Origin of the sequence: Chitinophaga varians (assembly GCF_012641275.1) — a bacterium.
Classification (GTDB): Bacteria; Bacteroidota; Bacteroidia; order Chitinophagales; family Chitinophagaceae; genus Chitinophaga; species Chitinophaga varians_A.
This window is the reverse complement of sequence record NZ_JABAIA010000002.1, coordinates 1,235,636-1,251,390: the sequence shown is the minus strand read 5'-3', so window position 1 is coordinate 1,251,390 and position 15,755 is coordinate 1,235,636. Positions and strand designations below refer to the sequence as shown.

10 protein-coding genes are annotated in these 15,755 nt (G+C 50.6%); 6 read left to right on the top strand and 4 right to left on the bottom strand.

Annotated elements, in window-relative coordinates; all coding sequences use genetic code 11:
- Position 1 precedes the first annotated feature (1 nt).
- Positions 2 to 1,588 carry a RagB/SusD family nutrient uptake outer membrane protein gene (locus HGH92_RS19715; RefSeq protein WP_168872466.1) on the bottom strand — a complete coding sequence of 529 codons (1,587 nt, stop codon included), beginning with the start codon at positions 1,586 to 1,588 and terminating at the stop codon, positions 2 to 4.
- A gap of 20 nt (positions 1,589 to 1,608) precedes the next feature.
- Entirely contained in the window at positions 1,609 to 4,695 is a 3,087-nt protein-coding gene (locus HGH92_RS19710; RefSeq protein ID WP_211092678.1) for a SusC/RagA family TonB-linked outer membrane protein, read from the bottom strand.
- A 331-nt stretch (positions 4,696 to 5,026) separates the two neighbouring features.
- Here HGH92_RS19710 and HGH92_RS19705 point away from each other — a divergent pair, with 331 nt between their 5' ends.
- Both HGH92_RS19705 and HGH92_RS19700 read left to right on the top strand, forming a co-directional pair.
- Positions 5,027 to 6,040: a LacI family DNA-binding transcriptional regulator gene (locus HGH92_RS19705; RefSeq protein WP_168872464.1), complete on the top strand. Its 1,014-nt coding sequence runs from the start codon at positions 5,027 to 5,029 to the stop codon at positions 6,038 to 6,040.
- A gap of 145 nt (positions 6,041 to 6,185) precedes the next feature.
- Positions 6,186 to 8,288 (top strand): right-handed parallel beta-helix repeat-containing protein, encoded by a 2,103-nt coding sequence (locus HGH92_RS19700; RefSeq protein WP_168872463.1) that lies wholly within the window; start codon positions 6,186 to 6,188, stop codon positions 8,286 to 8,288.
- An 89-nt stretch (positions 8,289 to 8,377) separates the two neighbouring features.
- Here the strand turns inward: HGH92_RS19700 and HGH92_RS19695 are convergent, their stop codons facing one another.
- Positions 8,378 to 8,842, bottom strand: a complete 465-nt coding sequence (locus HGH92_RS19695; RefSeq protein WP_168872462.1) for an SRPBCC domain-containing protein — start codon at positions 8,840 to 8,842, stop codon at positions 8,378 to 8,380.
- A 10-nt stretch (positions 8,843 to 8,852) separates the two neighbouring features.
- Positions 8,853 to 9,179: an ArsR/SmtB family transcription factor gene (locus tag HGH92_RS19690; protein ID WP_168872461.1), complete on the bottom strand. Its 327-nt coding sequence runs from the start codon at positions 9,177 to 9,179 to the stop codon at positions 8,853 to 8,855.
- 551 nt (positions 9,180 to 9,730) lie between these two features.
- Between HGH92_RS19690 and HGH92_RS19685 the strand changes: the two genes are divergently transcribed.
- Genes HGH92_RS19685 through HGH92_RS19670 form a run of 4 tightly spaced genes read left to right on the top strand, consistent with a single transcriptional unit; the run spans position 9,731 to position 15,616 of the window.
- Positions 9,731 to 10,117, top strand: a complete 387-nt coding sequence (locus HGH92_RS19685; protein WP_168872460.1) for a response regulator transcription factor — start codon at positions 9,731 to 9,733, stop codon at positions 10,115 to 10,117.
- A 17-nt stretch (positions 10,118 to 10,134) separates the two neighbouring features.
- Positions 10,135 to 11,283, top strand: coding sequence for a HEAT repeat domain-containing protein (locus HGH92_RS19680; protein WP_168872459.1), 1,149 nt, complete (start codon positions 10,135 to 10,137; stop codon positions 11,281 to 11,283).
- Positions 11,284 to 11,285: 2 nt separating this feature from the next.
- On the top strand, positions 11,286 to 12,734 hold the full coding sequence (locus tag HGH92_RS19675; protein WP_168872458.1) for a glycosyltransferase family 2 protein: 1,449 nt from the start codon (positions 11,286 to 11,288) through the stop codon (positions 12,732 to 12,734).
- 5 nt (positions 12,735 to 12,739) lie between these two features.
- Positions 12,740 to 15,616, top strand: coding sequence for a tetratricopeptide repeat protein (locus tag HGH92_RS19670; protein ID WP_168872457.1), 2,877 nt, complete (start codon positions 12,740 to 12,742; stop codon positions 15,614 to 15,616).
- Positions 15,617 to 15,755 lie beyond the last annotated feature (139 nt).

Below are 15,755 nucleotides of genomic sequence, written 5' to 3'. Positions count from 1 at the left end.
TTTACCAGCCGGGATTTTGAGTGATAAGACGGTTGATGGTGATTTCAGTATTAGGAACGGGGAACAGCACATTCCGCGCCGTGGTGTTCTTACCGGCGCTGCCGGCGTATTTCCAGGCAGCAGGCGCTGTGTTGTTCACTTCTGTGGCGAGGGACTGCATCTTGCTAACGTACAGGCCCCAACGAATCAGATCATGTTTGCGCATACCCTCAAAACACAGCTCCCGTGCTCTTTCGTCCTGCAACCGTTGCAGGAAGTCCGTGCTGGCCAGCCCTGCCGGCAGGTCCACCGCAGGATCTGCAGCATTCAAAGCTTTGCCATACCCCCTTCTTCTCACCTGGTTGATGGCGTTATACGCTGCGGCCACCGGGCCGCTGACGGCATTCTCCGCTTCAGCTTTCATAAGCAGCACATCGGCGTAGCGTATCACGGGGAAATTAGTGGAGTTATACAACCGGTTTTTAGGCACCTGTGTTTCATATTCCCGGCGCCATTTGCCGGCAGTGCGGTCATATACCTGCGCAGCGGTGTAAAACGATTTGGACACAACGCCTGCGGTGACCACATATTTGTAAGGCGCAATGGCCCAGTCACGGCGCTGGTCAGCGGCTTCAAACAAGTTAAACAGCCGCGCCGTAGGATGCACCGCACCGCCGGAATAACCGATATTGTCGTCCGGGCATTCAAGCCCGTTTTCGATGCCCACCCCACCGGCTATTTGCGCGGTGCCCTGCTGGTTACCGTACATCCCTATCTCCCAGAGGCACTCCTGTGGCTCATTGACATCTTTGGAATGATTGATAAAAATATTGCTGTAAGAAGGATTCAGTGAATGTTTACCTGAATTGATCACCTTATCGGCATAGGTCAGCGCATCAGCATATTTCGACACATCTTTCAACGGCTCCCCGGCCATGGTAAGATACACCCGCGCCAGCATGGCCTGTACCACGGTGGTGGTTACACGCTCATTATTTGTATAAGTGCTGATATCATTCACTAATGGCTCCGCTGCTTTCATGTCCGCCACGATGGCCGCATACACCTCGGCCACGGAAGCACGCGGCAGGTTAGACGCTGTAGGAGATGTGGTGGATGAAAGTTTCAACGGCACGCCGCCATAATTGTCTGCCAACACGAAATAAAAATACGCCCGCAGGAAAAGTGCCTGCCCCTTGATCGCGTTTCTTTTAGCTTCATCCATTTTCGGTTTGTTCACATTTTCGAGCAACAGGTTGGCACGGTCAATGCCCTGATAGGCTACCTCCCATAATTTGCCCACGTCCAGCTGCCCGGCGTCAAAGTCCAGCACACGGAGGTTATTGACCGATACATTTTTGTAAAAGAACTCATCACTGATGGACAGGAAACTGTAAAGCCCGCGGGAATACATTCTTCCGTAAGTATCGATCAACCGGTTGTACACGCCGTTCAGCGCACGGTCCAGGTCTGCATCGGTATTGAAATAGTTTTCCGGTGTCACAAAATCTTCCGGCCTGGTGTCCAGGAATTTGTTGCAGGCGCTGAACAGGGAACCTGCCAGCACGCAGCACATCACGATATATGTTTTGATATTGTCAATTTTCATCTTCACAACTTTTAAGGTCACTAAAAGGTTACGTCTAATCCGAAAGTAACCGTGCGTGCCTTGGGATAGGCCGACCAGTCAAACCCCGGTGTGAGCGCAGAATTCCGCACAGATACTTCCGGATCAAGGCCGGAGTAGTTTGTCCAGGTGAGCAGGTTCTGCGCGGAAGCATATACCCGCAGCGTCTTTATCTTCGCGGCTTTGAGTGTTTTCGCCGGCAGCGTATAGCCGAGGGCGACAGTCTTCAGCCGCAGGTAAGAACCGTCTTCTATCGTTCGGGATGAATATACCAGCGGTCCCTGCCCACCTACTTTATAGAGACTGTTGCTCTGGTTCTCCGGTGTCCAGCGGTCCGCATAAGTAGCGAACATATTCAGGAAATTGCGGGTCACGTCACCATTTTCAAATTCAATGCGGTTGGCATTGAGCAGGTCATTGCCATAGCTCCATTGCAGGAAAATGTTCAGGTCAAAATTGCGGTAGGTGAAATTGTTGGACAGCCCGCCGATATGCTTCGGATTAGGGTTCCCGATGATGGTCAGGTCATTGTTGTCCACTTTGCCGTCACCGTTGATGTCCCTGAATTTGATATAGCCAGGCTGAATACTGCTGGCAGGATTACCGTTGTTCGGCACTTCGTTTTTCAACACATAAGAGCCATCACCCAGCTTATTAAAATCACTGTACTGGTAGATGCCATCAAACAGAAAGCCATAGAATAACGCAATAGGGTGGCCGGGAACAGCGATATACGGGTAGGCATTGTTGAAATTGCCCCAGGTAATACGGCTGGCGTAGCTGGGCTCCCCTTCATTGAGCTGTAGTACCTTGTTGCGGTTAAAGGAAATATTAAAACCGGTGGACCAGCTAAAGTTCTTTCGTTGGATATTGGTACTGTTGATCGTAATTTCAAGTCCTTCGTTAGATACCTTGCCGATATTGCGGATGCCGCTGAGGTAACCCATAGAAGGCGCCAGGGTGGCGTTCAGCAGCAGGTCACGCGTATTCTTTTTATAGTAGTCGGCCGACAGGGTGATCCTGTTTTGCAGGAAACCAACGTCAACGCCTATATCTGTTTGTGCGGTGGTTTCCCATCTCAGTTCAGGATAACCGAGGTTATTGGGCACAATGCCCTGCACCGGTGAATTGCCGAAAGCATAGCCCGAATACGGGAACAGCTGCAACGCCGTGAGGTAAGCGAAATCCGGCACCCGGTTGTTGCCGGTGGTGCCATAACCTACGCGGACTTTGGCATCCGACAGCACGCGGACATTCTTCATAAACGGTTCTTCGATAATACGCCATGCCAGCGCGCCGGAGGGAAAGTAGGCCCAGCGGTTGCTGACAGGGAATTTGGAGGAACCGTCCGCCCTGAACGAAAGCGTGAGCAGGTAACGGGATTTATAACCGTAATTTACTCTTCCCAGGAAAGACATCAGCGTATTGGCAGAGCGGGCCGTAGGCGCTGCAGTAATAATCCCTTCATCGAGACCGCTCATGCCCAGCGATTCGTTAGGCACCTGGGAAGCGCTGAAGCCATAACTATACGTTTGTGTTTTCTGCATGCTCATGCCACCCATCACGTTCAGGTTATGGTCTTTGTTAAAAACACGTGCATACGTGAGCGTGTTTTCATTGAGCCAGCTGTTACGTTCCGCATTGCTCACCGAACCGTTGACGCCCAGGGCGCTGCTTTTCGCATTGCCCAGCCGGGTATTGGAATTGTTGAACACGTCTTTTCGTACAGCCTCCCGCGTAATACCGCCGCTTATGCGCAGGGTAAAGTACCTGGCCGGTTTATATTCCACATAGGCATTGCCGATCAGGGTATTGTTAAACGCCGGATTGTATTCGTTGCGGTTGGAGATAATCGGGTTCATGCGGTATTCGCTTAGCGGGTCCACATCGGGGTCAAACGGTTCATCGATCAGTGAACCGCCATTGGTGGAATCGCCGGTTACCGGGCGATAGCCCCATACGCTGTACATAAGGCTGGACGTGGGCCCTGTATTGGTGGTGGAAGCAAAGGCGCCGTATGTTTTGGTAGCGGTATAGTTAAGGTTGATGCCTGCCTTTATTTTATTGCTCACCTGCTGGTCCAGCACCATGCGGCCCTGGTAACGTTTAAATCCGCTGTTGATGATGATCCCGTCCTGATCAAGCAGGGAGCCGGACAGCGCATATTTTGTTTTATCGTTGCCGCCTCTCATAGACAGGCTGTGGTTTTGCATGAAAGCGTTGCGCAACACCTGGTCCTGCCAGTCGACGCCTTTCACATGGCGGTAGTCTTCCAGTGTTTTACCATTTTTCAGGTAGATGGGCGTATAGAGGGTACTGTTTTGTTCCAGCTGGAATTTGACGAACTCGTACGGGTCCATCATTTTTTGTTTCTTCAGATTTTGTTGGAACCCCATCCAGGTTTGATAAGAGAGTACAGGAGCGCCTGTTTTTCCTTTTTTGGTGGTGATGAGAATGACGCCGTTAGCGCCACGGGCGCCATAGATGGCGGTGGCCGATGCATCTTTCAGCACTTCAATGGAGGCGATTTCTTCGGGGTTAAAAATATTGTTGGAGGGGTTTTCCATCGGGAAACCGTCTACCACATAGAGGGGAGAATTTTCCTGGGTGACAGAGTTGTTGCCGCGGATGACGATATTGAGCGGGGCTCCCGGTTGCCCGTCGCTGGCGGAGACCTGCACCCCTGCCACACGGCCGCCGAGCGCTTCTTCAAAGGAAGGCACCGGTGCTTTGGCCATGTCCGCCATTTTCACTTCTCCAACGGAACCGGTGAGGTCTTTGCGTTTCACCGTGCCGTAACCTATTACCACCACATCGTTAAGGCCTTTCACAGCTGGCTCCAGGGTGATGTTGTAGGTTGTTCTGCCGGCAGTCAGTTTCACTTCGCGGCTGACATACCCGATGTAGGAATACAGGAGAATAGTGCCGGGAACGCTGTTTACTTTGATGTTGTAAATACCTTCTTCATTGGTAACGGCCGATATGTTACCGCCTTTAACGCGGACAGTTACGCCAGGCAGCGGCGTGCCGGAAGCTTCGGTGATTTTGCCCGTCACCGCCGGGGTTGGTTGCTGCGCAGTACTGTTCATCCAAATACAGATGATAAAAAACGGGAGTATCCAATACCCCGTTAACGTGAAACTCATTTTTTGCATTCCCCTTGCTGTTTTTTTAATGACTAGTTTTTCTGCTTCTACCGGGAAGTGGCGCTGTGGAAATAATCAGGTATAGCTTGCCCACTCATAAAGTTGTCGACAACAGTTCTTCCATACGTGTGAATTTGTTATCCAAAGATGTAAACAAACAGGCACAGATGCTACAAAAAAGGTCCGCTTTTAAATTGGGAACATTCCCAATCTATGGGAATGTTCCCAATTTAAAGGTTATTTCGTTTCTTTGGCCTCATACAATTTGCGAGTTATGAAACGACACCAGGTGACCATCGTCGACATTGCCAAAGCGCTACAGCTTTCCAAGTCAACTGTCTCCCGCGCGCTGACGGGCCATCCCAGCGTGAAAGCCGATACCCGGCAGGCGGTATTGGAGCTGGCGGAGAAAATGGACTATCAACGGAACATGCTGGCCATCAGCCTCATCACCCGGAAAACCAATACCATCGGGATAATTGTCCCTGAATTCACCAGTTCCTATTTTCCCAATGTGACCATCGGGGCACAGGAAGTGGCCAGCAAAGCAGGATACAATACCGTCATCTGCCAGTCCAACGAAAGCTATGAAACGGAAGTGGCCAACACAAAGGTGATGCTGGCCAACCAGGTAGACGGTATTCTGGTATCGCTCAGTAAAGAGACCCGGAATTTCGATCACCTGAAGATCTTCCAGCGCAAGGGTATTCCCATTGTTTTTTTTAACCGGGTATGCGATGATATGGATGTGCCTAAAGTTATCGTGGACGATTTTGAGGGCGCCTACAAGGCGGTCAGCCACCTGTTGGAAAGAGGCCGTAAAAGGATCGCGCACCTGTCGGGCCCCACCTCGCTGCGCATCAGCGAAAAGAGACTGAACGGCTACAAGGCGGCGCTGAAGAAACACAACGTACCTTATGATGAAAACCTCGTCATTCCTTACGACCTCAACACAGATATGGTGCATATCTATGTGACGCACCTGCTCAGCCTTCCACAGCCGCCGGACGCTATCTTCGCCATCAGCGACCCTACGGCCATTGAAATTATCCAGGTCATCAAAAAGAAAGGGCTCAGGGTACCGGAAGACATGGCGGTAGTAGGATTCAGCAACGACTTTGCCTCCGGCCTGATACATCCGTCGCTCACTACCGTGGCGCAACCGGTAAAAGAGATCGGCAGAACGGCCGCGCAGCTGCTGATTGACCAGATCAACCGCGACCTGTCTGACTGGAAAAGCATTATCCGTGTGCTTAAAACCGAACTGATCGTCCGCGAGTCCAGCTGATCTCTACTTTTTTGTATGGGAACATTCCCGCAGAAAGGGAATGTTCCCATACGAAAAACGTCGTGTATTTTTTGCGGGTATGCGGTGAGGAAAGAATCTTTGGAGTGATATGACCATGTCAACTGCTCACCAAAATTATTCACGTATGAAAAAGATCAGTATGTTTTTTGCCCTGTTGTTTGTTGGCTCCCAGTCCCTGTACGCGCAAACCGTTCCTGTACCCGCCACGCCGCTGAATGGCAGCTCCGGCTATATGCCCCACCCTGGTTTTACCTGGAGCGCTGTTCCCGAAGCCGGCAGTTACGATATCATGATCGCAGCCGATACCGGTTTTACCAACATACTCGCACAACGTGCAAGCTTGCCCGTTACCCGTTATGTGCCACTTCAGCCACTCCCCGCCGGGAAACTCTATTGGCGGGTCAAAGCGGTCGATGCCAGTGGCAACGGCAGCCCATGGTCTGCCCGTTACAGCTATACGGTCGCCACTATCGCCAACGTATACACGGTGCCGGACAACAGTACCTATGCCCAGGTGAAAGCTATTCTTGACACCGCCGTCAAACATACGCCGGCCACGGTGCAGTTTGCAGCCAACGGCCATTATGCCCTGGACCCCGGCGCCGCCGGCAGTTTTATGTTCTCTTACACCGGCGTCAACGATCTGATCGTCGATGGCAACCAGGCAACAATTACGGTCATGAACCACCCGGAAACAGGTTTTCTGAACTTCCGCAATTCCAACCGTATCACGGTCAAAGGGTTTACGGTTGACTGGGACCCGCTGCCCCATTCACTCCTGGACATCATCCAGGTAGATACCAGTAATCCCAATACGCTCAATGTACGGGCGAGGCTTCGCGGCGTAGCCGGACAAACATCACCCTACTACCCTGCCATCACCAATAACCCGTCGTTCACCACACACTGGTCATGGGCCTACCTGCTGGACCCTGCGCACCCCGGTGCAGTAAAACCCGGCATAGGCAATGCTTTCGGGCTGGTGCCCGGTGACGCTGCGTATATTGCCGGCACCAGTCCCGCAGAGTACAACATTGTGCATCCCGGTTCCACTTCCGGCAAATACTTCGCCACAGGCGATATCCTCACTATCCTGTGCCGCACCAATATGGGCTCGTTTATCAGCACCACCAACTGCACCGATCTCACTTTCAGCAACATCACCAACTACGCCAGCCCGATGGGATGTTACTACGCTTTTGATGGCGGGGACATGAAAGTGCTCAATTGCCATTCCGCTCTAAAAGACAATACCCGCTTCGTCTCTGCCAATGCCGACGGGGTACATTGCCGTGGCAATACCATCGGTCCTTGGGTGGAAAATTCCTCCTTTACCGGCAACGGCGACGATGGCGTGGCACTCTATAACAAAGGCATGGTGATCACTGCTAAAAACGCGACTAACAGCCTCACTGTAAAAAGCGATTACATGAACCTCAAAACAGGTGACCGCTTCGATATCTATATTCCGAAAACAGGCAATATCATCTCCCAAAACTTCACCGTCACCAGCGTACAAGCCAATACAGGACAGGGCACTTTCACCGTGCAGTTCACGCCTGCTATTGCAGACAGCAGCTATGCGGCCATGACAGATATCAATCTATCAGACCAGCAACAGAACGCACAACTATACAACAGCACTCGTCGCAATGAACTGTTTTATGTGTACAACAACCAGTTCACGGTCCGTGGCCGCGGTGTGATCCTGCGTGCTGCCAATGGTGCGGTTGACAGCAATCGTCTGTATAATTGTTCCTCTCCCGCTGTAGCCTTGTACAACGAGGCCGCACAGTGGATCAATGGCCTGTACAGCAGCAAGGTCAGTATTTTACGCAATAACATCCGTGACTGTGCCTATGATAACCTGGGTGCAGATGAAGGCGCCATTACCGTAAAATTTAAGAAGATCGTTTTACAGGGTAGCCGTTATATAGATGCCATCGCGCCTTCCCGGCCCCACCAAGGCATCCTGATCAATAATAATACAATAGAAAACTTTGCGCAGCATGGTATCACTTTGTTCAATGCCACAGGCAGCAAGGTGGGACATAATACTTTCAACAGTAATGTCAGCGGGTTTATCCAGCCGGGGCTGCATTATGGCATTTATCTGAACACGACAGACAGTTGCACCATCAGCGGGAATAACTTCTCCGCAGAAACGCGGCCATTAACAGCTGTGATACAACAGACTAATTCCACCAATGTGGTGATAGTTCCCTAATCGGCATGCCACCAAACAGCCGGGAGTGTTTAATTTCCTCCGGGTGTTTGATCTGTATTTGAGCCCCCGGCTTACGCCCCGGGGGTTATTTATTTGGCTTTCTTCCGTTGCAGATAATCATGCAGCAACCCGATCATATAAGTCCATCCTTCTTCCGTACGGTCTGCATAAGCTGACCATTTAAGGTCCATATCATGTTCCAGTTGCAGGAGGCTACCAGTGGCGGTAGGCGCAATGCGGATGGTCACCACGCTTTCCTCTGCCGGTTCAATATCTACGCCCCACGTGAATACCAGCAGGTAAGGACGTTTTACTTCCAGGTAAGCACCGATGTGGTTGAGTATCTCGTTGCCACGTTTCACCTGGTAGCTGAAGCGGCCTCCCGGGCGTGGGTCATTGGTGAGGTTCAGAATTTCCTCGTTGCGCACAGCGGGACCAAACATCCAGTGGCTGAGCATTTCTATATCCAGCCAGGCATCGAAAATAGTTTCGGCGGGCTCGTCAAAAGTCTTTTCCACCTGAACAAAAACGCGTTTTTCGGTTACTTTTTTCATATGGTTAAGCTTATTTTTTTCTGGTACGTTGTTTTTTCAGGAATTCATCCAAGGCGTCGAGGCTGTCAGCCCAGAAGTCTTTATAGGTCTTCATCCACGCCTCCACTTCCTTTAATGGCTGAGGGTTGGCGATACAATAACGTTCACGTCCCTCCTGTTTAATGATCACCATCCCGCATTCCGTCAATACCTTAATATGCCGGGAAATGGCCGGGCGGCTGATGTCGAACCGGTCCGCCACGGCGTTCAGGTTCATCTTCTTTCCTGCCAGCATATGCAGGATAGCGCGCCGGGTAGGGTCAGCGATGGCATGAAAAACATCTCGTCTCGTCTCCATAACTTGTAACAATCTTGTTACAAATCTACAGGTAACAATCTTGTTACGCAAATCTATTTCCAGGACGTGTTGTTCAGATAATACCTGCCGTTTAAAACTACCGCAGCTATTGTGCCATCGGCTTACCGGGAGGGCAAACAAGGGATAATTGTCAGGGCGGCAGGTGTGCGGCAAGAGGTTGAAAACCACGGAATGAAATGGTTGAAATATTTAATTTATTCTATTTTCAATTCATATTAATTTCTTCCCCATAGTAAACGTATTGTTAATGTTTACGTATTTGGCACAGAATATGCATATCTTTGCTAGACAAGAAGTTCGAGTTTTGAGTCACTAAAAAAATGCCATCTTTTTATTGAAGTTAACCTGCTTGTTATTACCATGAAACCTCGTTGAACCCCTTAAGAGCAAGGGATGGGCTAACTCCTGTTTTTATTTATAGTATCTAATCACTGTGCAATTGCATGCGGCTATCCATGCGATCAGGGCCGGTTATTGTCATGCAACTATCTAAAAAAAGGATTTTTTTAATCAATCAAAAACAATCACTTATGTATAGTGTTCTCTTAGTGGAAGATGATGAATTTGTTTGTAAGGCAATTGAAATCATTTTAAGAAAACAGGATTATATCATCAGTATCGCCAGAAACGGGCAAGATGCGATGCAGTATCTCCAAAAATCCAAATTTGACCTGGTTATCACAGACCTGATGTTACCATACGCCAATGGCATGGAACTGGTCAGTAAAATGCGTAACGAGCTTCATCTCGATATTCCGATATTGGTTTTATCTGCAGTTACACACGAAAAAACCATCACGGAAGGCTTCGACATCGGCGTGGATGATTATCTGAAAAAGCCGTTTAATCCGGCAGAACTTTCTTCACGAGTAAAACGTCTGATTCAACAAAAAGAAAAAAACCATTTGATTCATTAGTTATTAACTACCCCTTAATGGATACCACAACATCGCTCCGGGAGTGGTTGGACGATCTTTTCTATTATTTCGCCTACTTCCCGCTGGTGATTCAGATAGCTATCATTGTTAGCGTGCTGGCCGTTACCGGTACTATCGCGGCATATGTGTACATGATTCTTTTCCGGTGGCGAAAACAGCGCCGCGCAAAGAAAGAAAGGCCGATGCGCGAGCAGGTGAACGACCTATTGCTGGAACACATTATCTACAAGGCTGTAGGTGATCCGGACGCTCCGGTAGTATTGCCACTGGACGCATTCAGGGCGCTCCCGCTGCATAAAAAGTGGGTGGCCGGCGTACTGATCGACCAGTTGCTGGAATATCGCAATAACTTCACCGGCGATATTCCACAACTGCTCCGGCAGCTCTACCTCGACCTGGGACTGCACCACAAATCCGCGGTAGCCCTGAGGTCCGGCCAGCGTAAAGCGGTCACCAACGCCCTGGTGGAATTATCCGGCATGGGCGTGCTGCTCGAAAAAGAACATGTACTGGCCCTCACCCAGAGCCCCGACCGGTACATCCGCGAATTAGCATGTTCCTATTGGGTACAATGCTCCCCTGATGCACCGTTTGAATTTTTCAGTCATGTAAAAGAACCACTGCTGGCATGGGAACAGTTTGAACTGTTCCGGATTATTTCCCTCCGGAAAGACATCCCCATGCCCTCCTTCGCTCAATGGATCGACACACGGTACCATCCCAGTGTTATCTCTTTGTGCCTTAAGCTGGCAGCTTATTTCCAGCAGCCGGAGGCCATTCCGGCGATGATTAAAATGCTGGACACCCCCGACGAACAACTGCGGGCGCTGACCATCAACAACCTCGGCAAACTGATGGCACTGGAAGCTGAACCAATACTGGTGAAGATGTACCCCCAACAACCGGACAGTTGTAAACTGGAAATACTGAAAGCCCTGGGCCGTATCGGCTCCGGAGACTTCATTGATTTCCTCCGGCAGGAACTGGAACAGACAGAAGATTTTCTATTGATGAAACACGCCGCGCATTCCATTGTAGCACACAAAGCACTCGCCAGTGGCCTGATAGCCCGGTTACAGGAATCGCTCACCGGCACCAGGCAACAGGTACTGCAACACAGTCTGAACCCCCTGATTAAATATTAATCATGCAAACTGCGATACTCAAACACATAACCGATTTCTACGAAAGCGCGATATTCATCTATTGTGCCGGGTTATTCCTCTTTTACATCCTGCTGGCCGTGTTGTCACTCATCGCCATCCGCCGCAGCCTGTGGAAAAATAAAATAAGAGGCCAGCAAATGCTGGTGGCCTCTCCCCTGACGCCCGGCATATCGGTGATCGCACCGGCCTACAATGAAGGCGTCACCATCATCGCCAACGTACGGTCACTGCTGGCGCTCAACTACCCCCGGTTTGAGGTGGTCATCGTAAACGATGGCAGCAAAGACGATACCCTGCAAAAACTAATCGACGAATTTGAACTGACAGAAGTCAACTTCGCCTACCGTCAACAGATCCCCAGTCAGGCCGTAAAACGTTTCTTTAAATCCACCAACCCGGCTTATTCCAAATTGCTGGTGTTGGATAAGGTCAATGGCAAAAGCAAGGCCGATGCGGTGAACGCCGGCATCAACGCCTCTTCTTTCGACTATTTCCTGAATACTGACGTAGATTGTATCCTGGCCCGCGACACCCTGCTGAAACTGATCAAACCCTTCATGGACGATCCGCAAAGAGTGATTGCCACCGGCGCCCCTTTGCGTGCGGCCAACTCCTGCGATGTGGAAGCCGGCGTGATCACCCGCGTACGGGTGCCCAGGTCGTTGCTGCCCCGCTTCCAGGAAATGGAATATATCCGTTCCTACCTGCTGGGCAAAATGGGCTGGACCTTCATCAACGCCGTTCCCAACGTGTCCGGCGGCCTTGGTTTATTTGACAAGGACATCGTGATCAAATCCGGCGGTTATGATCCCGGCTCTTTCGGCGAAGACATGGACATGGTGGTACGCATGTGCCGGTACATGTGCGAACAGGACCTGCCCTACCGCATCCACTATATCCCTGAAACACTTTGCTGGACGGAAGTTCCGGCCACCTACAAAATATTCTTCCGGCAACGGGTACGCTGGGCCAGAGGCCTCGCACAAATTTTCGGCAAACACAGAAAAGTATTGTTCAACCCGAAATACAAAAAATTAGGGCTGATCATCTTCCCCTATAACTTCTTCTTTGAGCTCCTGGCCCCCCTGATCGAGTTTGCAGGTATCATCTATTACATCTACATTATAGTAAACCACCTGATCAACTGGGACTACGCGATCATTCTCCTCGTGTTTATCTATACTTTCTCGATATTGATCACTTCCCTCTCTATGTTGTGGGACCAGCTGATTTTCCGCTACTACCAAAGCTGGAAAGAAGTATGCCAGCTCTGTATTCTCGCACTGGCAGAGCCTTTCATATATCACCCGACGGTACTCTTTTGCGCCATCAGAGGATATTTTAATCAGCTCACCGGTAAAAAACATACCTGGGGAAATATGCAGCGGCAAGGATTCAATCAATCTCCAAACCTTCAAAAAACCATCTAAAGATCATGTTACAGCGGAGTGTGGAAAAGAGTTGTATTGTATTCTTCTTCTCCTTGTTATTAATATACTCAGGACTGAGCGCACAACGCAGCGGCCTCGTTTCTTCCGACGTGTTGTATAAACTTGCTTTAAAAGCACGCAACGAAGAAAAAGATTATCCCAAAGCGATTAAATTCTGTAAAAAGGCTTTGTCCCAAAGCCCGGACTATACAGACATCCGCCTCCTGCTGGGTAAATTATACCAGGAAACCGGTCAGCCCGTGGCTGCCGCCTTTGAATGGAACGCAGTACTCAGAAAAGATCCTGACAATAGTGACGCCCTGCATTCACTGGTCAACCTTTACTACAGCCAGGGCAATGCTTCCGAAGCAGCCTGTTATGTGGACATGTTGCTGGCGAAGACACCGCTCGACAAAGACCTGCTGCTCAAAAAATACGGACTGGCACAGGAAAGCGGCGATGTGGTCACACAGGCGACCACCATGGGACTGTTACGCAGCCACTATATATCAGATCCCAAAGTAGCATCCCTGCTGGAAGACTATCAGATGCAGGCCGCCCGCCGCGGCCGTAAATCCGGCGACCTGGGCGGATCTGAGAAAATGTACGCGCAGGTATTGCTGAAAGACAAAAACAATATCGAAGCATTACAGGGAATGGCCTCTATTATGGAAAGAGAAGGCCGCCCGCGGGAAGCGATCTCCTATTACAGTCAATTATCGGCCCTGCAGCCGGACAGCGCGCTGTGGCGACTGAAACGCTCTGCTATACAACTGGCCGGCGGTAACTATACCGCTGCGCTGGAAGACGCCAAATGGCTGCACAAACGCTATCCCGGTCAGGCGCTGTACAAACAACACCTGGCAGACGTATACACGGCCCTGGCACGACAGTCAGACACCACAACCGTATACACCGAACAGCTGCTGAAACTTCAGCCAGACAATAAAGCTTTATACATCCAACTGATCAATCAGGCCGATCAGCGCGGCGACTATACTGCCGCCAACGATTGGTGCAATAAAGCATTACAGGCATTTCCCGGTGATGTCGACATCCTGAGAAAACAGATCGGCATACAGGAGAAAATGCAGGACCACAGCACGGCCACCGCCACAGCCGGCAAGCTGTTGCAGCTTCATCCCGGAGCGACGCATGAGCAAATCTATACCGACCTGCAACTCTCACGCGCCAACAGGCTGGTACAAATGCAGAAACCGGAAGAAGCTGCTGCCGTCCTGCAAGCGGCCCTCAAACAAGTGCCTGGCAGGAGCGAGCTGCTGCTACTACTGGCCAATATAAAAACCGGCCTGGGTGAACCACAGACAGCCTTGTCCCTCGTTGACCAGGTGCTGGCCAAACAGCCGGCCGACACCGCTTTGCTGTTTAAAAAATCAGGCCTCCTGGAAGCCACCCAACATTACGACGAAGCGGCGGCCATCAGCGAAAGACTCATGGCCCGCTACCCCGCCGTAACACGTTACCGTCAGGCGTATATAGATCAAACCATGCTGGCAGCCAGAAATGCCATGGCACAAAAGCAATATAATACCGCAGAGCCATTACTGTTGAAAGTGTTGCAATATGCGCCGGTCAACAAGGACGCCTGGATGTACCTGATCAATATGAAAAACGGGCAGCAGCAAACGGCACAGGCACTGGATTATACCACCCGCGCATTACATCAGTTTAACAACGACTCCCTGCTGCTGCAAAAGAAATCCGCTCTGTTACAACAGGCCGGTCAGTATACCGCGGCCAGCACGATCGCTGCTGACCTGCACCGCCAGTACCCCGCAGATACCGCACTGCGGCAAATGTACCTCGACCAGCTGCTGGCATATGGTAAACAATTGCGCGAAAAACAACAATGGGACAGCGCCTGGACATTATACCAAACCGCCTATGCCCTGGCACCAGCCGATACCAACGTGCTGTACGACCTCACCGCCACCGCTACGGCCCGTAAACAGTACGACTCCGTGCTGGTATATGCCAACAAAGGCCTGGCTTTAAATGCCAGCCAGCCGGCGCTGCTGTCGCAGAAAGCCAATGCACTGGAGCAACTGCACCGCTATGCGGATGCGGCACTCGTAGCAGGACAGCTGCGTAAACTACAACCCGGTGAAAAAAAATGGCAACAATACGCAGACCACCTCAACGGCTATACGTATAAAAACCAGATCGGCGTGATCCATCTGCAATCTGTTTACAGCAGAGACCTGGAGCCGGCCAGTATCACTTCCCTGCAATACCTGCACCGTTTTCAGCGGGGCACCATCACCGGAAGGGTTAACTATGGTACCAGGGAAGCCGGCAACGGTATCCAGCTGGAAGCAGAAACCTACTATACCCACAATCCCCGGTACTATTCCTACGGATTGTTCGGATGGTCCAACTCCGACGTGTTCCCTACCGTCCGCGCCGGTTATTCCCTCTTCCGGAATTTCAATAAAGGCTGGGAAGGTGAGCTGGGTGCGCGTTACGTAAAAAGCGACAGTATCAATACTTATTCTGCCGTGGCCTCCGTAGCAAAATATTTCGGCAACTACTGGGTGAACCTGCGTGGTTTCTTCACCAACGACGAACATCAATGGTACCAGGCGTATACGCTGACCAACCGTTTTTACTTCAATGACCAGAAGGACTTCATCGCCCTGATCGGTAATATCGGCGCCTCTCCGGACGACCGCAGCCGTAACTTCCAATTCGGTAAAGTGGCAGGGTTCACCTCCACATCGCTTACCGCAGGGTTTCAGAAAACCATCCGGGCAAGGGCCACCATCGGCGCCTACGGCACCTGGACAAGGCAGCAAATACCACAGCAATCATATCTGCATCAATTTGATACCTATTTGTTATTCCTCTGGAATTTCAAATAAAGAGAAACAAAGAAAAGGAGGGCCTTCGTGCCCTCCTTACACGTATCCGTGTTAACTCATTCACTTGTATTTTACCGCTTCTTATTCCTATTAATCATCTCACAGACCGTATTCACTGTACATGATGGACAGACTGCTA